At 73.0% G+C, this 19,439-nt stretch carries 22 protein-coding genes and 1 pseudogene; 16 read left to right on the forward strand and 7 right to left on the reverse strand.

The features are described from left to right. Nucleotides 1-204: 204 nt before the first annotated feature. The 9 genes from ACFZAM_RS32795 to ACFZAM_RS32835 all read left to right on the forward strand — a co-directional run bounded on the left by ACFZAM_RS32795 (nt 205) and on the right by ACFZAM_RS32835 (nt 7,538). Complete coding sequence (locus tag ACFZAM_RS32795; RefSeq protein WP_355339223.1) at nt 205-942, forward strand: Mut7-C RNAse domain-containing protein; 738 nt, start codon at nt 205-207, stop codon at nt 940-942. A 201-nt stretch (nt 943-1,143) separates the two neighbouring features. Beyond that, nucleotides 1,144-1,821: a helix-turn-helix domain-containing protein gene (locus ACFZAM_RS32800; RefSeq protein ID WP_391051291.1), complete on the forward strand. Its 678-nt coding sequence runs from the start codon at nt 1,144-1,146 to the stop codon at nt 1,819-1,821. Next, nucleotides 1,818-2,363, forward strand: coding sequence for a dihydrofolate reductase family protein (locus ACFZAM_RS32805; protein WP_391051293.1), 546 nt, complete (start codon nt 1,818-1,820; stop codon nt 2,361-2,363). Before ACFZAM_RS32800 ends, ACFZAM_RS32805 begins: the two co-directional genes overlap by 4 nt. Before the next feature lie 72 nt (nt 2,364-2,435). Continuing rightward, nucleotides 2,436-3,164, forward strand: coding sequence for an SRPBCC domain-containing protein (locus tag ACFZAM_RS32810; RefSeq protein WP_355339231.1), 729 nt, complete (start codon nt 2,436-2,438; stop codon nt 3,162-3,164). A 178-nt stretch (nt 3,165-3,342) separates the two neighbouring features. After that, nucleotides 3,343-4,377 (forward strand): thaumatin family protein, encoded by a 1,035-nt coding sequence (locus ACFZAM_RS32815; RefSeq protein WP_391051296.1) that lies wholly within the window; start codon nt 3,343-3,345, stop codon nt 4,375-4,377. A 322-nt stretch (nt 4,378-4,699) separates the two neighbouring features. Then, nucleotides 4,700-5,386 (forward strand): alpha/beta fold hydrolase, encoded by a 687-nt coding sequence (locus ACFZAM_RS32820; protein ID WP_391051298.1) that lies wholly within the window; start codon nt 4,700-4,702, stop codon nt 5,384-5,386. 179 nt (nt 5,387-5,565) lie between these two features. Further along, nucleotides 5,566-5,928, forward strand: coding sequence for a DUF1304 domain-containing protein (locus ACFZAM_RS32825; RefSeq protein WP_355339239.1), 363 nt, complete (start codon nt 5,566-5,568; stop codon nt 5,926-5,928). Nucleotides 5,929-5,933: 5 nt separating this feature from the next. Then, nucleotides 5,934-6,521: a TetR family transcriptional regulator gene (locus ACFZAM_RS32830; protein ID WP_391051300.1), complete on the forward strand. Its 588-nt coding sequence runs from the start codon at nt 5,934-5,936 to the stop codon at nt 6,519-6,521. 216 nt (nt 6,522-6,737) lie between these two features. Beyond that, nucleotides 6,738-7,538 carry a L,D-transpeptidase family protein gene (locus tag ACFZAM_RS32835; RefSeq protein ID WP_355339244.1) on the forward strand — a complete coding sequence of 267 codons (801 nt, stop codon included), beginning with the start codon at nt 6,738-6,740 and terminating at the stop codon, nt 7,536-7,538. 171 nt (nt 7,539-7,709) lie between these two features. Here the strand turns inward: ACFZAM_RS32835 and ACFZAM_RS32840 are convergent, their stop codons facing one another. Then, on the reverse strand, nt 7,710-8,315 hold the full coding sequence (locus ACFZAM_RS32840; RefSeq protein ID WP_391051303.1) for a DUF4291 family protein: 606 nt from the start codon (nt 8,313-8,315) through the stop codon (nt 7,710-7,712). 284 nt (nt 8,316-8,599) lie between these two features. On the opposite strand from ACFZAM_RS32840, the gene ACFZAM_RS32845 reads away from it, so the two are divergent. Continuing rightward, complete coding sequence (locus ACFZAM_RS32845; protein ID WP_355339250.1) at nt 8,600-8,989, forward strand: nuclear transport factor 2 family protein; 390 nt, start codon at nt 8,600-8,602, stop codon at nt 8,987-8,989. Between the two features lie 3 nt (nt 8,990-8,992). Continuing rightward, nucleotides 8,993-9,976, forward strand: a complete 984-nt coding sequence (locus tag ACFZAM_RS32850) for an LLM class flavin-dependent oxidoreductase (protein ID WP_391051306.1) — start codon at nt 8,993-8,995, stop codon at nt 9,974-9,976. A 109-nt stretch (nt 9,977-10,085) separates the two neighbouring features. Here ACFZAM_RS32850 and ACFZAM_RS32855 read toward each other — a convergent pair whose 3' ends face one another. The 3 genes from ACFZAM_RS32855 to ACFZAM_RS32865 all read right to left on the reverse strand — a co-directional run bounded on the left by ACFZAM_RS32855 (nt 10,086) and on the right by ACFZAM_RS32865 (nt 12,384). Continuing rightward, a complete protein-coding gene (locus tag ACFZAM_RS32855; protein WP_391051308.1) occupies nt 10,086-11,162 on the reverse strand; it encodes a Ca2+-dependent phosphoinositide-specific phospholipase C in 1,077 nt (358 codons plus the stop codon). A gap of 188 nt (nt 11,163-11,350) precedes the next feature. Next, nucleotides 11,351-11,674: an AzlD domain-containing protein gene (locus ACFZAM_RS32860; RefSeq protein ID WP_391051310.1), complete on the reverse strand. Its 324-nt coding sequence runs from the start codon at nt 11,672-11,674 to the stop codon at nt 11,351-11,353. Further along, nucleotides 11,671-12,384 (reverse strand): AzlC family ABC transporter permease, encoded by a 714-nt coding sequence (locus ACFZAM_RS32865; RefSeq protein ID WP_391051312.1) that lies wholly within the window; start codon nt 12,382-12,384, stop codon nt 11,671-11,673. Before ACFZAM_RS32865 ends, ACFZAM_RS32860 begins: the two co-directional genes overlap by 4 nt. 78 nt (nt 12,385-12,462) lie before the next feature. Between ACFZAM_RS32865 and ACFZAM_RS32870 the strand changes: the two genes are divergently transcribed. Next, nucleotides 12,463-13,098, forward strand: coding sequence for a helix-turn-helix domain-containing protein (locus ACFZAM_RS32870; protein ID WP_391051314.1), 636 nt, complete (start codon nt 12,463-12,465; stop codon nt 13,096-13,098). A gap of 47 nt (nt 13,099-13,145) precedes the next feature. Here ACFZAM_RS32870 and ACFZAM_RS32875 read toward each other — a convergent pair whose 3' ends face one another. Both ACFZAM_RS32875 and ACFZAM_RS32880 read right to left on the reverse strand, forming a co-directional pair. After that, on the reverse strand, nt 13,146-14,105 hold the full coding sequence (locus tag ACFZAM_RS32875) for a hypothetical protein (RefSeq protein ID WP_391051316.1): 960 nt from the start codon (nt 14,103-14,105) through the stop codon (nt 13,146-13,148). A 108-nt stretch (nt 14,106-14,213) separates the two neighbouring features. Next, the gene (locus ACFZAM_RS32880; protein WP_391051318.1) at nt 14,214-14,681 is read right to left on the reverse strand and encodes a hypothetical protein; all 468 of its coding nucleotides are present in this window, start codon (nt 14,679-14,681) and stop codon (nt 14,214-14,216) included. A 156-nt stretch (nt 14,682-14,837) separates the two neighbouring features. On the opposite strand from ACFZAM_RS32880, the gene ACFZAM_RS32885 reads away from it, so the two are divergent. Further along, complete coding sequence (locus tag ACFZAM_RS32885; protein WP_391051320.1) at nt 14,838-15,596, forward strand: crotonase/enoyl-CoA hydratase family protein; 759 nt, start codon at nt 14,838-14,840, stop codon at nt 15,594-15,596. Nucleotides 15,597-15,688: 92 nt separating this feature from the next. Next, nucleotides 15,689-16,192: pseudogene (locus ACFZAM_RS32890) on the forward strand (ATP-binding protein); the annotation flags it as partial. A gap of 251 nt (nt 16,193-16,443) precedes the next feature. Here the strand turns inward: ACFZAM_RS32890 and ACFZAM_RS32895 are convergent. Next, nucleotides 16,444-16,938 (reverse strand): anthrone oxygenase family protein, encoded by a 495-nt coding sequence (locus ACFZAM_RS32895; RefSeq protein WP_355339277.1) that lies wholly within the window; start codon nt 16,936-16,938, stop codon nt 16,444-16,446. A 384-nt stretch (nt 16,939-17,322) separates the two neighbouring features. On the opposite strand from ACFZAM_RS32895, the gene ACFZAM_RS32900 reads away from it, so the two are divergent. Both ACFZAM_RS32900 and ACFZAM_RS32905 read left to right on the forward strand, forming a co-directional pair. Then, nucleotides 17,323-18,369: a cupin domain-containing protein gene (locus ACFZAM_RS32900; RefSeq protein WP_391051322.1), complete on the forward strand. Its 1,047-nt coding sequence runs from the start codon at nt 17,323-17,325 to the stop codon at nt 18,367-18,369. 121 nt (nt 18,370-18,490) lie between these two features. Beyond that, nucleotides 18,491-19,414 carry a LysR substrate-binding domain-containing protein gene (locus ACFZAM_RS32905; RefSeq protein WP_355339283.1) on the forward strand — a complete coding sequence of 308 codons (924 nt, stop codon included), beginning with the start codon at nt 18,491-18,493 and terminating at the stop codon, nt 19,412-19,414. The last annotated feature ends 25 nt before the right edge of the window (nt 19,415-19,439 follow it).

The raw sequence follows: 19,439 nt of genomic DNA on the forward strand, positions 1-19,439 counted from the left end.
ATACGACAAGACCGCGACCATCTACCTCGCCGGACTCCACCTCGCCGGCATCTTCATCTGGTCCGCCCGATGATCCAAACGAAACGCCCTAGGCCACGGCGGCGCGGCGCGCGCGTCACACCCCCGGCTCCACCGTCTCCAAGGCACTGACGAGCGGTGCGGAACTCCGTGGCCGGGCCCGGTGGGCGATGGCATGCTGAGTCCGTGAACGGACCGCACATCACCGTCAGTATCCCGGCTGAGCTGCACCTCTTCGTGGCCGCCGACCGGCGCCGCGAGGAACCCGGCGCCGTGGTCACCGACGGCACGTCGTCGCTCGGGCACGTCGTGGAGTCGCTGGGCGTGCCACTCACCGAGGTCGGCGGGCTGTCCGTCGACGGCCGCGCGGTCCCGAACGCGCACGTCCCGGCGCCGGGCGAGGCGGTACGGGTCCACGCGGTCGTACGGCCGCAGGAGGTGCCGGGCGCGCCGCTGCGCTTTCTGCTCGACGTCCATCTCGGCACGCTGGCACGGCGGTTGCGGCTGCTCGGGGTCGACGCGGCGTACGAGAACGAGGACATCGGCGACCCGGCGCTCGCCGCGCTCTCGGCGAGCGACCGCAGGGTCATGCTCACGCGCGACCGGGGCTTGCTGCGCCGCCGCGAACTGTGGGCGGGCGCGTACGTCTACAGCGACCGCCCGGCCGACCAACTGCGCGACATCCTCCAGCGGTTCGCGCCCGACCTCGCGCCCTGGACCCGCTGCGTCGCCTGCAACGGCCTGCTGACCCCCGCCGACAAGGAGTCCGTCCGCGACCGCCTGGAGGGCGGCACCGAACGCTCCTACGACGTCTTCGCCGCGTGCGCCTCCTGCGGCCGCGTCTACTGGCGCGGCGCCCACCACACCCGCCTCGAAGCCGTCGTCGCCGAAGCACTCCGCGACGCCGCCCCCACCCGCCACTGATCACCCGCCACTGACCCCACCCGGCACTGACCCCGCGCGGACCTTCACCGCGCGCCGGAGCCGCTGGTGGGACCGTCCGGCGCCTCCATGGGACCGGCCAGTGCCTGCATCAGCCTGACCGCTACCCACGCCGAAGGCCGCTCGCTCACCGACAAGAGAATGCGTCTGGACAAAAAAAGTTTTCGGTGAGACGCTGAAGCCATGTTGGACGTGAGCGTGATCGAGAACCCCGAAGCGGCGGCGACATCGCTGGACCCGATAAGGTCCCGGCTGCTGGCTGAGCTGGCGGCGGGCCCGGCATCGGCGACGATGCTCGCGGCGAGGGTGGGGCTGCCGCGGCAGAAGGTGAACTACCACCTCAAGGCGTTGGAGAAGCACGGCCTGGTCGAGCTGTCGGGCGAGCGCAAGAAGGGCAATGTCACCGAGCGGCTGATGCGGGCGACCGCGGCCTCGTACGTGATCTCGCCGATGGCGCTGGCCGCCGTGCAGCCCGATCCGGCCCGCTTCCGCGACCAGCTCTCGGCGCGCTGGCTGCTGGCCGTCGCCGCCCGGCTGGTGCGGGACGTCGGCACGCTGATCACGGGCGCGGACCGGGCGCGGCAGCGGATCGCGACCTTCGCGCTCGACGGCGAGGTCCGCTTCGGCACGGCGGCGGACCGCGCCGCGTTCGTGGACGAACTGACCCGCGGCATCGCCGCGCTGGTCGCCAAGTACCACGACGAGGAGGCCGAGGGCGGGCGTCCGCACCGGATCGTCGTCGCCCTGCACCCCACGGTGAAGACCCCCGAGGCCCCCGCCGTCACGAGCGGTGGCGCCGATGCCTCCGCTGTCGAACCGGCCGTCGGCCGGCCCACCACACCCCCTGAGGAAGCGTCATGAGGAAGCTTGTCGTCAGTGAGTTCCTGTCCGCCGACGGAGTCATGGAGGCGCCCCACGAGTGGCACGGGCCGTACTTCGACGATGACATGGCCGGTGCCGTGTCCGCCCAAATGGACGCGTCCGACGCCCTGTTGCTCGGCCGCACCACCTACGACGGCTTCGCCGCCGCGTGGCCCGCGATGGCCGGCCAGCCCGGCGGCGACCACATGAACGGCATCGCCAAATTCGTCGTCTCCAGCACGCTGGAGAAGGCCGATTGGAACAACTCCACCGTCCTCAGCGGAGATCCGGCCGCCGCCGTCCGCGAGCTGAAGCAGCGGGACGGCGCGAACATCACCGTGATGGGCAGCGCGACGCTCGTGCGGTTGCTGCTCGGGCAGGGCCTGGTGGACGAGTTCGACCTGCTGGTGCACCCGATCGTGGTCGGCCGCGGCAAGCGGCTGTTCCAGGACGGCCTGCCGCAGACCCCGTTCACCGTCGTCTCCTCCGAGATGTTCGCGTCCGGCGTCCACCACGTCGTCTACGCGCCGCGGAAGGCGTAGGGCCCGTCCGCCCTCCCGCACCCGCACGGCCCCCAACCGCGTATCCCCTGGAGCAAGGAGCTCTGAACAACCATGTCCAAGCACTTCGAGATCGTCCGTGAATTCGAGGTCGACGCCAGCCCGTCGCAGGTCTGGGACGCCATCACCACCGGTACCGGGGGCTGGTTGTGGCCCATGGAGTACGAGCCCAAGGAGGGCGGCGCGGCGCCGTTCGGCGGGACCGTGGTCGCGTGGGACCCGCCGCACCGGCTGACCGGGCGCACCGAGGACGCCGAGGGCATCTCGGTGCAGACCTTCAATCAGGTCGACCACCTCATCGAGCCCCGCGAGGGCGGCGGTTCATGGGTGCGGTACGTGCACAGCGGCATCCTCGTCGAGGACTGGGACAACCAGTACGACGGCGCGAACAAGCACACCGACTTCTACATGCACACCCTGCGGGAGTACCTGCGGTACTTCACCGGCCGCATCGCCGTCTTCGGCGGCGCGGAAGGCCCGAAGGCGTCCGGCGCGCCCGACGCCTTCGAGACGGCGGCCCGCGCGCTCGGGCTGGCGGACGACGCGGCCGAGGGCGCGACCGTACAGGTCGAACTGCCGGGCGCTGGACGGGTGGAGGCCGTGCTCGACTTCCGCAACCCGTACTTCATCGGGCTCCGCACCGACCAGGCGATGTACCGCTTCTTCGGCCGCAACCACTTCGGCGCGACGGTCGGCGTGAGCGTGCACGACTTCGCGCCGGGCGCCGACGCCGAGCGGATCGGCGCGGACTGGACGCGCTGGCTCGCCGGGGTCTACGCGTAACGCCCCCTCCCGCGGCCGGAGTCGGGCCTTCGCCGTACCGGAAATCCGTTATCCCCGCCGCTCACCGGCCGTCTCCTGATCGCCGGTGAGTCGGCATGTGCGGGACGTACGGGATGCGCTGGCCACAGGCATCAACGGTATTGACGGCGGCCACGGCGGCCACGGCGCGGAGGAAGCGATGGGACGCAGAGCTCGGCACGGCGGACGATCACGGCGCGGTGCCGTGTCGGCGGCGGTGGCGCTGGCCGTCGCGGCCCTGTGCGTGGCGGTCTGGGTGGTCTCCGGCCAACGGCCTGGCGGCGGTTCGGCCGACACCTCGGCCACGGCGGGCGCCGCGCCCGTATCGGCGGGGCAGGTCACGACCACGGCCGCGCCGTCCGTGACACCGACCGGCACCCGCTCCGCGACGACCGCCGCCAAGAAGCCGAAGCCGACCGCTTCCCGGCAGTCCCCGCGGCCGACCGCGTCGCGCACCGCCGCGCCGCCCGCCGGTACGAAGCTCCCACCGCGTTCCGGCACCCGGGTGTTCACCTTCGTCAACGACGTGGACCAGACGATCTGGCTCGCCTCGGGCGAGCAGACCGCCCGGCCCGCGCTCACCACCACCGGCTGGGTCCTGCGCCCTGGGCAGACCCTTGGCGTCCGCGTGCCCGACCACTGGAACGGCCGCTTCTGGGGCCGTACCGGCTGCTCCTTCGACGCCTCGGGCCGCGGCCACTGCGAGACCGGCGACTGCGACGGCCGCTTCCAGTGCCCCGGTTACGGGGTGATCCCGGCGACGCTGGCGGAGTTCAACCTCAACTCGTGGGACGGGATGGACTTCTACGACGTCAGCCTCGTCGACGGCTCCAACCTCCCGATGTACATCAACCTCGTCGGCGGTACGACGAAGGACCCGATCTCGGCGAACGGCTGCTCGGCCGCGGGCTGCACCCACGCCGTGGACTGTCCGGCCGCCCTCCAGGTGACGTCCGGTGGCCGGGTGGTCGGTTGCGAGTCGCCCTGCGGGGTCTTCGACACCGACCAGTACTGCTGCCGCGGCACGTGGGCGCCGCGCTCGATGTGCCTGCCCGACCAGTGGCCGGTGAGGTACGCGGACGTGTTCAAGAAGGCCGAGCCGTTCGCGTACTCGTATGTGGACGACGACGCGACCAGCACCTTCACCAGCCGGGGCGAGGCCGGGTACCGGATCACTTTCGGGCTGAGCCGCTGAGCCGCTGAGCCGCTGAGGCGGTGATGCGCTGATGCGGTGAGCCGCTGAGCCGGTGAGCCCGTGAGGCACCCGAAGGGCCCGACCGGCCGGTCGGGGAGGACGTACCGACGCCGTATGTCAGGGCGGAGTCGGGGGCGGGAAGGGCGGCGGCCGTGACCGGCGCCGGGACGACGACGCGGGCGGCGCGGAAACCGCCGTCGTCGGCCCGGCCGACCGGGGACGGCCGCCGCCGATCCGCGATGAGTTTCGGCCGCGCCCGCGGTCCTATGGGGAGCAGCGGGCCCGTGTCCCGGGCGCGCCCCGACGAAAGCAGGCGTGAACGATGGCGACTTTCGTACTCGTCCCCGGCGCGGACGGCCGCGCCTGGGGCTGGCACCGGCTCGTACCGGAACTGCGCGCCCGCGGGCACGAGGCGGTGACGCTCGACCTGCCCGAGGACAGCGCCGCCGACCTCGACGCCTACGCGGACGCGATCGTGGCGGCGTGCGGCGACATCGACCGGCTGGCCCGGCCGCTGGTCCTCGTGGCGCTGTCGCTCGCCGGATTCTCCGCGCCGCTGGCCTGCGAGCGGCTGCGCGCCGACCGGCTCGTACTCCTCAACGCGATGGTGCCGCTGCCCGGCGAGACGGCGGGGGAGTGGTGGGACCACACCGGCCAGCAGGCCGCGCGCGAGGCGTACGCGCGGGAGGAGGGACGCGACACCGCGTTCGACGTGCGCGTCGACTTCTTCCACGACGTGCCGCGGGAGATCACCGAGGAGGCCATGAACTCCGCCCCGTCGGGCGGCGCGCCGGAACGGGTCTTCACGCAGCCGTGGCCGCTGACGGCGTGGCCCGATGTGCCGACCCGCTTCCTCCAGGGCGCGCAGGACCGCTTCTTCCCGCTGGAATTCCAGCGGCGGCTGGGCAAGGAGCGGATCGGCGTGGACGTCGAGGAACTGCCCGGCGGGCATCTGCTCGCGCTGAGCCGACCGCGCGAGCTGGCGCAGGCGCTGGTGCGGGACGTGTGAGCCGCGTGCGGTCGGCCGCGTAAAACGGCGACTTCCCCCCGGCCTGGGGGGACTTCCTGGCGCAGACGCGACTGCCCGGCGGGCTTCCCGGCGGGAAGAGCACTTTCCGACTTCCTGTACAGTTGTCCAGGAAGTCGGGGAGTGGGAAGTCCGGTCAACGGAAGGCGTGGTGCACGGTCGTGAAGGTCGTCGCGGGAATCCTGGTCGGCGCGGTCGCCGCCTTCCATGTGTACGCGCTCGTGCTGGAGATGTTCCTGTGGCGCGGTCCGCGCGGCCGGGCGCTGCACGGGCTCGACGACGAGGGCGCCAGGATCACCGCGCCGCTCGCCGCCAACCAGGGCCTCTACAACGGCTTCCTGGCCGCCGGACTCGTCTGGGGCCTGATCGCCTCCGACCCGGTGGGCTTCCAGGCGCGGGTGTTCTTCCTGTGCTGTGTGATCCTGGCGGGTGCGTACGGCGCGGCGACCGCGTCCCGCAAGATTCTCTTTGTGCAGTTCGCGCCCGCGGTCGTGGCGCTGGCGGCGGTGCTTGTGGCTGGATGAGGGGTGTGATCGCTACGGGTGAGGTGAGCGGGGGGCGCGCGACGTCCGATCCCCGTACGCTCAGGACCCGCGCCCGGCTGCGGGCCGCGCTGCTCGACGAGTGCGCGCAGCGCCCGCTGGACCAGATCAGCCTGTCGGCGGTGGCGCGCCGCGCGGGGGTCGGCCGGGCGACCCTGTATCTGCACTACGACGGTCTCCAGGCGCTCGCGGTCGACGCCTGCGCCGACGTCGTACGGGAAGCGGTCGACGCGCTGCACGCCTGGACCGCGCCGCCGGGGCCCGACGCGCCGCCCGCCCCGCTGGCCGAATTCCTCGCCGTCGTGGCCGGGCGGGCCGACCTCTACCGCGGTCTGATCGCGGAAGGCGGCGGCGGCCCGCTCGGCGCGCTCCTCCACGACGAACTCCGCGCTCGTTCGTTCGCCGACCGCACCCGCGCGGGCGCCCCGTCGCCCGCGCTCGCCGCCTCCGCCACCGCGGCCGTGTTCACCGGCCTGCTCGCCGACTGGCTGCACGGCCGTCTGGACCTTTCGCCGGACGCCTTCGCCGCTCACGTGTGGCGGCTGCTGGTCGCGATCCACCGCGCCGTCCGCTGATCCTTCGCTGACGCCCGGTCAGGGCGTACGGTGTGCGCGGCGGGTGCGGACGGTGGGGGATATGCGGGGCAAATCGGGCGAGAGGTCACCCTGGGTGGTGCATATGGGTCTGAGTTTGCGAGGATCGCCGGGATGACTTCCGCTCCCGCGGGCTCCTTCGCTGAGAGCCGCTCCACAGAAGGCCGTGGCCGAAACCGCCACCGGCGTCGGAAACATGTGCTGCGACGGAGGGCCGGGATCGGCGCCGCCGCGTTCGTCGTGCTGGCGGTCGTCGGCGCCGGATATGTGGTGATGGACCGGCACGGCGCGGGTTCCGCCGCCGCGGACAGCGGCAGGAACGGCGGCTCCGGGCACGGTCAGGCCGCGGTGCCCGGCGCGTCCGCCAAGGCCGCGGGCCCCGGCACCCTGAGCGTCAAGGACGAGGCGCCCACCGTGATCCCGGGCCTCGGCCCCAAGACCCGCTCCGCGATCCCCGCCGCCACCCGGCAGGTGCTGGTGGCCTCGGGCAAGGCCAAGAACTCCGCCGACTCCACCGTCACCCTGTGGTCCCGTACCGCCGACGGCCACTGGAGCGCGGGCGCGGCCTGGCCCGCGCACAACGCCCTGCGCGGCTGGACCGACAAGCACCACTCGGGCGATCTGCACAGCCCCATCGGCGTGTTCACCCTCAGCGACGCGGGCGGCTTCGACGCCGATCCGGGCGCCAAGCTGCCCTACCACCACTCGTCCGCCTTCCGCGCGGGCGGCGTCGGCTTCGACGGCGAGCCGCTGGACGCCGCCTTCGACTACGTCATCGCCATCGACTACAACCGCGTGCCCGGTACGTCCCCGCTCGACGGCACCCAGCCGCTCGGTGCCAACCGCGGCGGCGGCATCTGGGTCCACGTCGACCACGGCGGCCCGACGCACGGCTGCGTCAGCGTCTCCGCCGCGCACATGGTCGACCTCCTGCACACGCTCGTCCCGGCGGACCACCCGGTGATCGTGATGGGCGACCACGCCTCGCTGTCGGCGTAGCCCTCTCCCGGTCTCCGCGCCCGCTGACGGATCGCCGAGGCCGCGCATCCGCACGCCCGCCAGCGCACCGCGAATTGCGCCACCATGCCGACGGTGACCCGCCCGAACACGACCGAGAAGACCCACAGGGCGACACCCTCGCCCCGGGCCCCGCCCACCGCCGCCCACGGGTCAGACACCCGAACTCCCGCCCACCCGCTCCGGCAGCCCGCCCACGACGTCATACGCCCGCTCCTCCGGCACCAGCCGCTCCGCCCCCTCGACGTCCCCGGCCCCGACCAAGCGGTGCACCTCCCGAGCCAGCGGCGTCACATCCCTGATCCCCACGATCCACGTGTCCGCGTACTCCCGCACCGCCTCGCCCGACAGCCCGAGTTGCAGCGACCGGTACGGCAACGGCCGCAGCCGCACGTCCCGTTCGGGGTCCCACTGCACCCGCGCGGGAGCGCCCTTGAGCTGCCGACGCCACGCGTCCCGGTCGGCGTGCACGTCGGGGGAGTAGTGGGACAGACACGCGTGCCGAAGCGCCCACTCGAATCCGTCACGGGTGATCTCCACCGCGAGCACCGTCTCCTGCCCCGCCTTGGCGGCCCAACCGCAGCGGTACATCATCCACAGGAACGACGGCTTGATCCACGTCATGCGGTCCCGGCTCCAGGCGGCGGGGAAGCGGCCGTCGCGGGCGGCGGGGAGGCCGATCGCGGGGGCGTAGGCCTGGTAGACGGTGATCGTGGTGGGGGTGTGGAGGGCGCGGACGCGCCGGGCGGGTTCTCGCATGGGGACACAGTGCCGTCGAGGCGGTGGGGGTGGCCAGCGAATTGCGGGGCGGGAACGCCCGGCGAAGGGGGTGAGGGGAGGGCGAGGGCGAGGCGTTACTCCCCGGGGAGTACGGGTGGGAGCGGGGCGGGTTGACCGGGGGAGTACGGCAGAGGCATACCGCCGGGCGATGCGGCGCGGCGGCGTACGCGGGAGTCTGGTGAGGCACCCCGGACCGGCACACGGGTGGCCGGGAGTCCGGCCTCCGCCGGGGCTTTCGCACCCGCTCGCGAGGAGGCACGGCCATGGAAGACGAGCAGGAGCTGACGGACTTCGCGCGCCGATGGACCGAGGCGGAACGGCGCGGTGACGTGACCGCGCTGGACGCGCTGCTGACCGACGACTTCAGCGCGGTGGGACCGCGCGGCTTCGTCCTCGACAAGAAGCAGTGGCTCGACCGCTACGCCTCCGGCGCGCTCGTCCACGACGCCTTCACCTGGGCCGAGGTGACGATCCGTCAGTACGGGCGGGCGGCCGTCGCCACCGGGGTGCAGGGCCAGCAGAGCATCTTCGACGGGCGGGACGCGGACGGGTACTTCCGGGTGACGCAGACGATCGTCGAGACCGACGGCGTATGGCGGTTGGCCGCGCTCCACCTCAGTCCGACCGGCGACCGTCCGGGACCGGAGGCGTAGACCATGCGGATCAGTATCAGTGTCGCCCACGACGCCTGGCCCGAGGGACCGCGCGGCTCCGCACGGCAGTTGGAGCGGGTCGTCGCCACCGCCGACGAGATCGGGCTCGACACGGTGTGGGTCACGGACCATCTGACGCGGACGGACCCGACGCGGACGGACCCGACGCGGACCGACCCGACGCGCTCACCGGACGAGGCGGTCCTGGAGGCGTACGCGACGCTGGGACTCCTCGCGTCGCGCAGTGAACGGGTGCGGCTCGGCGCCATGGCGAGCCCGGTCGGCAACGGCGCGGCCGGCCCGCTGATCACGGCGGTCACGACGCTCGACGTCCTGTCCGGCGGCCGGGCCTGGCTCGGCATCGGCGCCGGATACGCCGACCACCAGTCCGCCGCGCTGGGCCCGCCCGCGCCCGGCGCCCCCGAACGCTTCGAGCGGATGGAGGACGTGCTGCGGCTCGCGCACCGGATGTGGTCGGGCGACGACAGCCCCTTCCGCGGCGCGCACTGCGACCTGGCCAGGCCGTACGCCAGTCCGCTGCCGCTCAGCGGCCCGCACCCGCCGGTGCTGATCGGCGGAAACGGCGAGGCCCGGATGCTGCCGCTGGTCGCGCGGTACGCCGACGCCTGCAATCTGCTCGACGTGCCGAACGGCGGCGCCACCATCCGCCGCAAGCTCGACATCCTCGCCGTGCACTGCCGCAAGATCGGCCGCCCGCTCGGCGACATCGACACATCCGTCAGCGTCAGGCTGCGGCCGCAGGAGTCGGCGGACGAACTCGTCGCGCACTGCCGCCACTTCGCCGGTCTGGGCATCGGGCACGTGGTGCTGGTGCCGGGCGGCCCGTGGACGGAGGCGTCGACGCGGACGCTGGCGGCGGCGCTGCCCGCGGTCCGCGGCCTGCACCGGGAGGAGGCGGCCGGGCCGAAGGCCGCCCGCCTCGACACCTACCGGGCGCCCGCGTTCGGCGGCGCCGTCCCCGTCTGAGCGGGACCGGAAAGGCAGGCGGAGAAGGAACGGCACCCCACGGCCGGCGGTCGCCGTGGGGTGCCGTGCTGCGCGGCCGAGGCCGCGGCCGGCCCTGGAACCAGGACCGTCAGCCGTTGCCGCGCGGCAGGACGAGCGACTGGATCTGGGGAAGCCCCTTCCAGTCGTTCGAGGCGATCGTCGCGTGAGCCGCGGCGAGTTGGGCGATCCGCGCCTGAGCGTCGGCCGGGGACGGATTCGCGTCGTCCAGGGCGGGCGCGACATTCTGCGAGTCGGTCATCACGAGCAGGTAATGACGCGCGTCGTACCAGTTCGTGTCGACGTTGAGGAACGCCGAGGCGTCACCGTCGAAGATCACGAACCACGGGCGCAGCGAGGCGTCGGAGTAGCGCGAACGCGGGTCGCCCGACTGCACGTTGTGCACGGTCGGGAAGACCTGGGCGGTCGAGACGTGCCCCTTGAGGTAGCTAGCGTACTCGACGTCCGTCCACAGCGTGTCGGTCGGGTTGTTCTCCTCGACGGTGCCGGGGATGATCTCCAGGATCACCTTGCCCGCGAGTTGCTGCCGCGTCGGCCAGTTGCCCGCCTGGGCGGCCTCGTCGAGCGTGCCGTAGCTGCCGCCGCCGGGCTTGGCCAGCAGGTCGGACGGCTTGAACACCAGGCCGCCGAGGTGCGCGCTGATCGACTGGTCCAACTTGGCAGGGCTCATGCCGAGGTTGGCCTGGAAGCCCGCCTTCATCTCCAGCTTGATCATCAGCGGCGCGTGGCCGGGGTGCGCGCCGAGCCAGACGCGTACGTCGTCCAGGCAGCTCTCCAGGTCCTTGTTCGCGCCGCCCGTGTAGAGCTGCGACGGCGAGGACGCGTCCACGCAGTTGTTGCCGTTGCTGGTCAGGCTGGAGTGGCTGACCTTCCACTCCTGGGTGAAGAAGTCGTCCCACACGTCCAGTTCGATCAGCGACGTGCCCGTGTCCAACGCCTGGGCGAGGTACGGGAAGGCGGCGGGGTCGTAGGTGTTGTGCAGGCCGGACGTCGTGGCGCCCGAGAACGGCAGGGAGCCGGTGTCAGCGGCGGACGCGGATGCGCCGCCTCCGGCTCCGGCGACGGTGAACGCCAGGCATGTGGTGAGCACGCCGAGCAGCGCCGTGCGCAGTCGTAGGGAAACTCGTCGGGACAGCGGACCGGTCACGTGTCCTCCAGTGGGGGGGTCTCTCCGTCCGGACGGTGACTGCCGAGCGTGAATCGACGGAGACATGTCACGTAACACGATCTGGAATCCGGCTGTCAGCTACGAATCGAGCCGATCTTCAACGGAATTGACGCCACGTCAGGGGCGCTTCGGTGGGTTGTGGGGCCCGCGTCACGTCCGTACCGCTTTCAGCTCGCGCCCAGCAGTCGCAGCGCCGCCGTGGTGGCCGCGGCGGCGAGCACCACCACGAGGAAGGGTGCCCGGCGCCACGCGCACAGACCGCCGACGGCGACGCCGGCCGGGCGGGCGGCTCCGGCGAAGCCGTGGCCCTCGGTGAGGGTGGAGGTGGCGACCAGGGCGGCGAGCAGCACGACGACGCAGAGCGCCATCAGCCGTTCCAGGCGCGGCGAGAGGGTGACGCGGGCGCGCAGCACGGGCCCGGCGAAACGGAAGGCGAAGGTGCCCGCGCCCAGGGCGACGGTGGCGAGCAGCAGGCTCGTCCCCGTACTCATCGTCCCGCTCCGGTCCGCACGGCGGGGTCCGGCTCCTCGCGACGACCGCCCGCCCGCGCCGCTCCGACCCCGGCCAAGGCGAGCAACACCGGCAGTCCGGCGGGCAGATACGGCGTCGCGACGAGTGCGATCACCACTCCGGCCAGCGCTGCCCCGCGCGTCGCGGAGTCGCCGAGGGACGGCAGTACCAGGGCCAGCAGCACGGCAGGGAAGGCCGCGTCCAGCCCGAAGGCGTCGGTGTCGCCGACAGCGCCGCCGCCCAGAGCGCCCAGGACGACACCGGCGTTCCAGCAGACGAACAGGCCGATGCCGCACGCCCAGTACGCCGCCCGCCGCCGTTCCGGTTCGCGCTGGGCGAGGGTGAAGGCCACGGTCTCGTCCGCCATCAGATGGCTGCCCGCGATGCGGCGGAGCGGCCCGGTGCCGAAGACGTCGCCGACCGCGAAGCCGAACGGTACGTGCCGCGCGTTCACGAGCAGGCCCGCGACGACCGCCGCCACCGGATTGCCGCCCGCCGCGACGATGCCGATGAACATGAACTGCGACGCGCCCGCGAAGACCACCACCGACAGCAGCATCGGCAGCCACACCGGCAGGCCGAGCCCCACGGCGATGGCGCCGAACGACACCCCGACGACGGCATCGGCGACGCAGACCAGGGCGATGTCCCGCACCAGGTCCTTCTCCGGAGTTCGCCATATCGAACGCATCGCCGCCTATATTGAACGGAGTGGGGTCGTTCGTCAAGGCGAACGAGTGGACTTGTTTGGCGAACGAAGGGTGCGGCGATGGCGGCGGACAAGGGGGCGTACGCGTCAGGAGAGTCGGGGGAGCCGGGACGCGGCGCGGACGAGGGTGGACGGGAGCGGCAGAGCGGGCGCGCACCGCTGGCGGCCATCGCGGAATCCCTCCAGCGCGAGCGCCGCCGCGCGGGCCTGTCCCTCGCCGAGGTCGCCCGCCGTGCGGGCATCGCGAAATCCACGCTCTCCCAGCTCGAATCGGGCACCGGCAACCCCAGCGTCGAGACCCTGTGGGCGTTGAGCGTCACCCTGAACGTGGCCTTCGCCCAGCTCGTCGACCCGCCCCGCCCCCGCGTCCGCGTCGTCCGCGCGGGCGAGGGCGTCGCCTTCGCCGCCGAGCGCGCGGATTACGTGGCCACGCTCCTCGCTTCCTGCCCGCCGCACGCGCGCCGCGACATCTACCTGGTGTCCGTACAGCCCGGCACCGCCCGCGAGTCCGACCCGCACGCGCCCGGCATGATCGAGCACGTGGTGCTCAGTACCGGCCGCGCGCTGGTCGGCCTCACGGACGATCCCGTCGAACTCCACCCCGGCGACTACATCGCCTATCCGGGCGACGAGCCGCACATCTTCCGCGCGTTGGAGCCGGACACCCTCGCGGTGCTCGTCCAGGAACACCACTGACGCCGCCCTGAGTCAACTCCGCTTGCAGCGCCCGTGGTGGCGGTGCGTCAGCCCGCGCGGAGCGTCAACGCGGCCGTGTGCAGGGTGTTCTGCGTGCGGAACTGGAGGAACAGCCGCCAGTCGCCCGCCGTCGGAAGCTCGGCGTGGAAGGCCAGTTCGGGGCCGCCGTGATCGCCGTTCACGGCCGTCGTCGGATGCAGGTGCGCGAACGCCAGATCGCCGGTGTGGAACGCGGTCAGGTGCGCGTACGTCCCCAGGTACGGCTGGAGATCGGTCACCGGGCGGCCGTTCCTGGTCACGGTCACGGCCAGCGGATGCGCCATGCCCGACATGCCCGCCATGATGTCGCCCTTCACCGTCACCGTGTAACCGTCCACCGTGGCGCTGGTCTTGGGCGCGGGCAGCGGCACGGGCGACGAGGCGGCGCCGGGGACCGTGACCGTACGGCTCAGGACGACGTCCGTCCCCTTGCCGGGGCCCGCGTCCGGCGTGAAGGACGCGAAGAACCGCCACGCGCCGGGTGCGAGCGCCGCCAGCCGCGCCGTCCAGGTGCCGTCCTTCGCCATCCCCGGATGCACGTGCTGGAAGCCGGTGAGATCGGACCGGACGGCGTAGAAGTGCATCCGCTGCGTCTGGTCGAGCGCGAAGGCGGTCAACGGCCTGCCGTCGGGCGCGGTGACGGAGAAGCGGTACGTGGCGGGCGCACCGGAAGGCAGCCGCGCGTCGGGGGAGACGAGGCGGTAGCCGTCGCGGTCGGCGGACAGGCCGTTGGCGGAGGCTGGGGCGTCCATGCCGTCCATGCCGTCCATGCCGTCCATGCCGTCCATGCCGTTCGTGGAGGGCATGGACGCGGGGGGCGACGTGGGCGACTCGGGTGACGACGCCGGGGCGTGGCCGTGCGCCTGGCCGTCGGTCGGGGAGGAGCCGCCGCCGCAGGCGGTCAGGCCGAGCAGCAGAGCGCAGGTCGCGGCGGTGGCCGCGAGGAGAGCGGGCCGGAGTGTTCGCATGATGCTCTTTCGGGTGAGCGCGCGGAAAACGGCGCGCATATGGATGCGATGCGGACGGATGTGAGGGCGCGACACCGCACCGGTAACTCCCCGGCGCGGCGGGCCTCTTCACGTCCGCGCGACGCACACCCGCAGCAATATCGCCCGCCCGCCCGGCGGCGGAGCGCGCCGCCGGTCCCGAGACGGCGCGGCGCCGGAGGCGGCCAACCCCGCCCCCAGCAACGGCGGTACGGCGAAGGCGACCTGCGCCCAGCCGGTGAGCGGTGCCCGCGCGCGTACGGGCGTGGCCCAACACGTACCGCCGGAGCCGGTCTTGGCGACGTGGGGGGCGGGGGCCTGCGGCCGTACGTGCGGAGTCGAGTGGGTGGTGGCGGCGACGGGCGCGGTAGTGGACATCCGCGCGATACCCATGTCCGTGCCCATGTTCATGGCCATGGGCACGCCGTGGCAGCCCTCGCTCGCGGAAGCCGGTGCGCCGTGCATGAAGAACAGCCCGAGCAGGACCGCGCACACCGCCAACAGCCGGGGCGTACGCGACCGGTGCGCGTGTGCCGTACCGTCGCCGTCCGCTGTCACCCGGTTGACGATATACCCCCAGGGGGTGTCTTGCTCAGGCGGGTGCCCGCGTGTTAACGCTGCGGGTACACGGTCCATGTGCGATGCCCGCGACCCGTAAACACGTAACCACGTAAACACGTAGACACGCAGACGGCCGACCGGAAGGCGCGAGAGATGTCCGTACGCAGCGAGCGCGAAGGCGCCGTCACCACCGTGGTGCTGTCCAGGCCGGAGGCGCGCAACGCGGTGGACGGGCCCACGGCCGCCGCGCTCGCGGACGCCTTCCGCGCCTTCGACGCGGACGAGGAGGCGGCCGTCGCCGTCCTCTGGGGCGAGGGCGGCACCTTCTGCGCGGGCGCGGACCTCAAGGCGATCGGCACCGCACGCGGCAACACGGTCGCCGACGACGGCGACGGCCCGATGGGGCCGACCCGTATGCGGCTCGGGAAACCGGTGATCGCCGCCGTCTCCGGGCACGCCGTCGCGGGCGGCCTCGAACTCGCGCTCTGGTGCGACCTCCGCGTCGCCGAGGAGGACGCCGTGTTCGGTGTCTTCTGCCGCCGCTGGGGCGTGCCGCTGATCGACGGCGGCACCGTTCGGCTGCCCCGGCTGATCGGCGCGGGCCGGGCGATGGACCTCGTCCTCACCGGCCGTCCGGTCGACGCGGCGGAAGCCCTCGCCATCGGCCTCGTCGACCGCGTCGTCCCGACCGGCACCGCCCGCGCCGCCGCCGAGCGACTCGCGGCCGAGATCGCCGCCTTCCCTCAGACCTGCCTGCGCGAGGACCGGCTCTCCCTGCTGGAGCAGGAAGGTCTGCCCGAAGAGGCCGCCCTGGCCGTGGAGTTGGCCCACGGCCGGACCTCCCTGACCGAGGCGGCGGCGGGCGCCTCCCGCTTCGCCTCCGGCGAGGGCCGCCACGGATCGTTCACCTGACGCCGTACGCCCGCTGTCGGCCGTACGCGCCGGCGCCGTAGTCCTGTCGGGGTCCCCGGACGGCCACCCACGTGCCCGTTGTGCTCGCGGGCATGATCGTCTGGCTCAACGGCACCTTCGGCGTCGGCAAGGCCACGACGTCCCGACTGTTCACCGAACTCCTCCCCGACGCGCGGATCTTCGACTCCGAGACGATCGGCTCCATGCTGCGCCCCGTCCTCGACTCGGTCCCCGTCGCCGACTTCCAGGACCATCCGCCGTGGCGCGCCCTCGTGGTCGAGACGGCCGCGCAGATCCTCGGTTACGTCGGCGGGACGCTGGTCGTACCGCAGTCGGTGCTGGTGCGGGCGTACTGGACCGAACTGCGGGACGGGCTCGCGAAGTCCGGCATTCCGCTGCGGCACTTCGTGCTGCACGCCGACCCGTTGACGCTCGCCGCGCGGATCGACAACGACCCCGAGGTCACCGGCATCCGACGCTGGCGGCACGACCACCTCGCCCCGTACGCCGACGCCCTCCCCTGGCTGCGCGAGGAGGCCGAGATCGTCGAGACGGCGGACATCGCCCCCGACGAGGTGGCGCGGCGGATCGCGGCCGCGGTGACCGCCCAGGGCGTGTCCGTGAAGTCGCCTCTGGCTGACGGCGCCTGGCACGCACGCCTGCCGCGTCGCCGGAACACCCGAATAGCTCCGCTATGAGGCCACCCCGGCGCCTTGCGCTCAAGGGCCCCCGGACGGAGTCCGGGGGAACACCACACGCCCCATGGAGCGCCCATGATCCGCCGGACACGCCTTAGGACGTAACGGCCGCGAAGCCGCGCGCCGTTCGCCCGTCGGCCCGGCGGGGGTCATCCCCGGCCCAGCCGCAGGGCCCAGGCGAGGCAGCCGAGCGCGGCGGTCGTGGTCAGGACGCGGGCGACGTTCCAGCGCAGCCAGGCGGACTCGAACTGCTCCCGGACGGCGGCGAGATCGCGGATCTTCGACGGGTCGCCCGCGGCGGCGAGCTTGTCGTTGAGCGGGACGTTGAAGCCCATGGTGACGACGAGCGAGACGGCGTAGAGGACCACCCCCGCGATGATCCACGGCAGCGCGGACCGTCCGTCGCCGCGCCAGTGCAGCGCCGCCGCGATCCCGCCCAGGACCAGTGCGCCGCCGAAGGCGAGGCTGAACCAGCCGTTGAGTATGGCCACGTTGACGCGTTGCATGGCCTCCACGAACGTCCGATCGTCGGAGGCGGCGAGGCCCGGCATGACGGCGACGGAGAAGGCGAAGTACAGGCCCGCCATCAGGCCGGTGGCGAGCGTGGCGGCGAGCAGCACGAGACTGCGGATGTCGCCGGACATGGCAACTCCTCTGGGTCCTCGGGGACGAGCGGTCGGATTCCGGCCCGACTCGGGCCGCTGGTAGGCGGGTTGGCGGTCCCGACCGGAGCGGTCCTGCGGGAGCGGCCGCTCCCGGCGCGGCTGCCGCTCCGGGTCCGCCGCGCCGCCGCCGGACATCGGCTGAGGCGGCGGCGTACCGTACGGCCACGCCGCGTAATGCTGCTGGTGCGGAGCCTGTTGAGGTGGCTGCTGAGGTGGCTGTCGAGGTGCCCGCTGAGGTGTCCGGTCGCGGGGCGCGGTATGCGCGTTCGGTGTCATGGCCTCAGTGAAACGGCGGCGAGGGCGGCGGGACCATCGTCGAAAAGCTCACCCCCATGCGCGGGCGTCCAGTCCTAGGCTGGGCGCATGGACGCACTGGCGAATCTGCTGGACGGGCCGCGGGCCCGAGGCGCCTTCCTGCTGCGGTCGATCCTCACCCCGCCCTGGTCGCTGCGGATCGAGGACCGGGCGCCGCTGACGCTGGCCCTGATGGTGCGCGGCGACGGCTGGGTGGTGCCGGACAAGGGCGACCCCGTACGGCTGTGCCCCGGTGACATCGCGGTGATCCGCGGCCCGGAGCCGTACACGGTCGCGGACGCGCCGGCCACCGAGCCGCAGATCGTCATCCATCCAGGACAGGTCTCCGCGACCCCGCAGGGCGTCGAGATGTGCGAGGAGATGGACCTGGGGGTCCGGACGTGGGGTGACGTGCCGCCCGAGGCGGTGGGTACGGTCGGCGCGCCGGGACCGGTGCGGTCCGTGTCGGGAGCCGTCGGCGCAGGTCAGAGGGGTGCCGGGACCGCCGAGGACTCCGCGGTGATGATCACCGGGACGTATCAGATGCGCGGCGAGATCAGCCAGCGGCTGCTCTCCGCCCTGCCGCACGTCCTGGTCATGCCGGGCGACGCCTGGGCCAGCCCGCTGCCCGCACTGCTCTGCGAGGAGATCGTCAGGGACGAGCCGGGGCAGGAGGTCGTCCTCGACCGGCTCCTCGACCTGCTGCTGATCGCGGTGCTGCGCGCCTGGTTCTCCCGCCCGGAGGCCGGCGCGCCCGCCTGGTACGTCGCCCAGAGCGACCCGGTCGTCGGCCCCGCGCTGCGCCTGCTGCACGACGACCCCGCGCACCCGTGGACGGTCGCGGCGCTGGCCGCCAGGACCGGCGTCTCCCGCGCCGCCCTCGGCCGCCGCTTCACCGATCTCGTCGGCGAACCGCCCATGTCGTATTTGACCAACTGGCGGCTCTCCCTCGCCGCCGACCTGCTGCGCGAGCCGGACGCCACCATTGGCGCCGTGGCCCGCAAGGTGGGATACGGCAGCCCCTTCGCGCTCAGCGCCGCCTTCAAGCGCGTCCGCGGCATCAGCCCGCAGCAGCACCGCGAGGGCGTGGTGGCGGAGGGGAGCGCGGCGTCCTGATCCGTCCGGCGGACTCAAGGGGGCCTTCGGGGGGCGTACGGGCGCCTCGTACGAATCCTGCGTCCCGCGCACCGTTCGGTTTGAGCCAGGGTGTCGGGCCGGAATTGTTTAGGCTGGCTGCATGAAGGACTGGGATCTCCGCAAGCTGCAAATCCTCCGCGCGCTGCGCGACACCGGTACGGTCACGGCCGCCGCGGGCGCGCTGCGGATGACCCCGTCGGCCGTCTCGCAGCAACTGGCCGCGCTCTCCAAGCAGATCGGCACGCCGGTGTTGGAGGCGCGCGGTCGCGGCGTACGGCTGACCGGCGCCGCGCACGTCCTGCTCAGACACGCCGAGGTCGTCTTCGCGCAACTCGAACGCGCGGGCGCCGAACTCGACGGGTACGCACAGGGCGAGGTCGGCGTCGTGAAGGTCGGCGCCATCGCCACGTCCATCACGCGCCTGGTGGTGCCCGCCGCCCGGCTGCTGCGCCGCGACGCGCCCGGCATCACCTTGTCGGTGCGCGAGGCGGAGGCCGCCGAGGTGTACGAGGAGCTGGCCGCCGGAGACGTGGATCTCGCGTTGTCGCTGGCTGTGGACGCGCCGACGGCCCGCGACACGCGCTTCGTGATCGCCCCGCTGCTCACCGACCCGCTGGACATCGCGCTGCCCGCGACGCATCCGCTGGCCGCCGCGCCGGGGCTGCGACTGGCCCAGCTCGCCGAGGACCCGTGGATCTTCGGCAGTCGCGGACCGTGGCGCGAGATCACCCTGGCGGCCTGCGCCGAGGCCGGATTCGTGCCGGAGCAGGCGCACGCCGCCGCCGACTGGCCCGCGATCTTCGCCCTGGTCGCGGCCGGAATGGGGATCGCGCTGGTGCCGCGGATGTCCGCGTCCGGCGCCCTGACCCAGGACTTGGCGGTACGCCCGCTGGACGTGGACCGGCCGCGGCGCCGGATCGTGGGCGCGGTGCGCGGCGGCTCGCAGGACGCCCCGCTGCTGCGGCGGACGCTGGGGGCGCTGCGGCGGGCCGCGGAGCTGGACCCGACCATGCAGTTGGACTGAACAATGGCTTCAGTAAGTTTCGATG

This window comes from Streptomyces sp. NPDC008079 (genome assembly GCF_042957385.1).
In the GTDB taxonomy this organism is placed as follows: Bacteria; Actinomycetota; Actinomycetes; order Streptomycetales; family Streptomycetaceae; genus Actinacidiphila.

Excerpts from the sequence above, each read along its gene's own strand:
- ACFZAM_RS32885 (WP_391051320.1), top strand. The coding sequence starts at position 14,838 with ATGTCCGTACGCAGCGAGCGCGAAGGCGCCGTCACCACCGTGGTGCTG.
- ACFZAM_RS32900 (WP_391051322.1), top strand. The coding sequence starts at position 17,323 with ATGGACGCACTGGCGAATCTGCTGGACGGGCCGCGGGCCCGAGGCGCC.
- ACFZAM_RS32865 (WP_391051312.1), bottom strand. The coding sequence starts at position 12,384 with ATGCGTTCGATATGGCGAACTCCGGAGAAGGACCTGGTGCGGGACATC.
- ACFZAM_RS32820 (WP_391051298.1), top strand. The coding sequence starts at position 4,700 with ATGGCGACTTTCGTACTCGTCCCCGGCGCGGACGGCCGCGCCTGGGGC.
- ACFZAM_RS32870 (WP_391051314.1), top strand. The coding sequence starts at position 12,463 with ATGGCGGCGGACAAGGGGGCGTACGCGTCAGGAGAGTCGGGGGAGCCG.
- ACFZAM_RS32810 (WP_355339231.1), top strand. The coding sequence starts at position 2,436 with ATGTCCAAGCACTTCGAGATCGTCCGTGAATTCGAGGTCGACGCCAGC.
- ACFZAM_RS32860 (WP_391051310.1), bottom strand. The coding sequence starts at position 11,674 with ATGAGTACGGGGACGAGCCTGCTGCTCGCCACCGTCGCCCTGGGCGCG.
- ACFZAM_RS32875 (WP_391051316.1), bottom strand. The coding sequence starts at position 14,105 with ATGCGAACACTCCGGCCCGCTCTCCTCGCGGCCACCGCCGCGACCTGC.
- ACFZAM_RS32905 (WP_355339283.1), top strand. The coding sequence starts at position 18,491 with ATGAAGGACTGGGATCTCCGCAAGCTGCAAATCCTCCGCGCGCTGCGC.
- ACFZAM_RS32845 (WP_355339250.1), top strand. The coding sequence starts at position 8,600 with ATGGAAGACGAGCAGGAGCTGACGGACTTCGCGCGCCGATGGACCGAG.
- ACFZAM_RS32840 (WP_391051303.1), bottom strand. The coding sequence starts at position 8,315 with ATGCGAGAACCCGCCCGGCGCGTCCGCGCCCTCCACACCCCCACCACG.
- ACFZAM_RS32895 (WP_355339277.1), bottom strand. The coding sequence starts at position 16,938 with ATGTCCGGCGACATCCGCAGTCTCGTGCTGCTCGCCGCCACGCTCGCC.
- ACFZAM_RS32850 (WP_391051306.1), top strand. The coding sequence starts at position 8,993 with ATGCGGATCAGTATCAGTGTCGCCCACGACGCCTGGCCCGAGGGACCG.
- ACFZAM_RS32815 (WP_391051296.1), top strand. The coding sequence starts at position 3,343 with ATGGGACGCAGAGCTCGGCACGGCGGACGATCACGGCGCGGTGCCGTG.
- ACFZAM_RS32805 (WP_391051293.1), top strand. The coding sequence starts at position 1,818 with ATGAGGAAGCTTGTCGTCAGTGAGTTCCTGTCCGCCGACGGAGTCATG.
- ACFZAM_RS32800 (WP_391051291.1), top strand. The coding sequence starts at position 1,144 with ATGTTGGACGTGAGCGTGATCGAGAACCCCGAAGCGGCGGCGACATCG.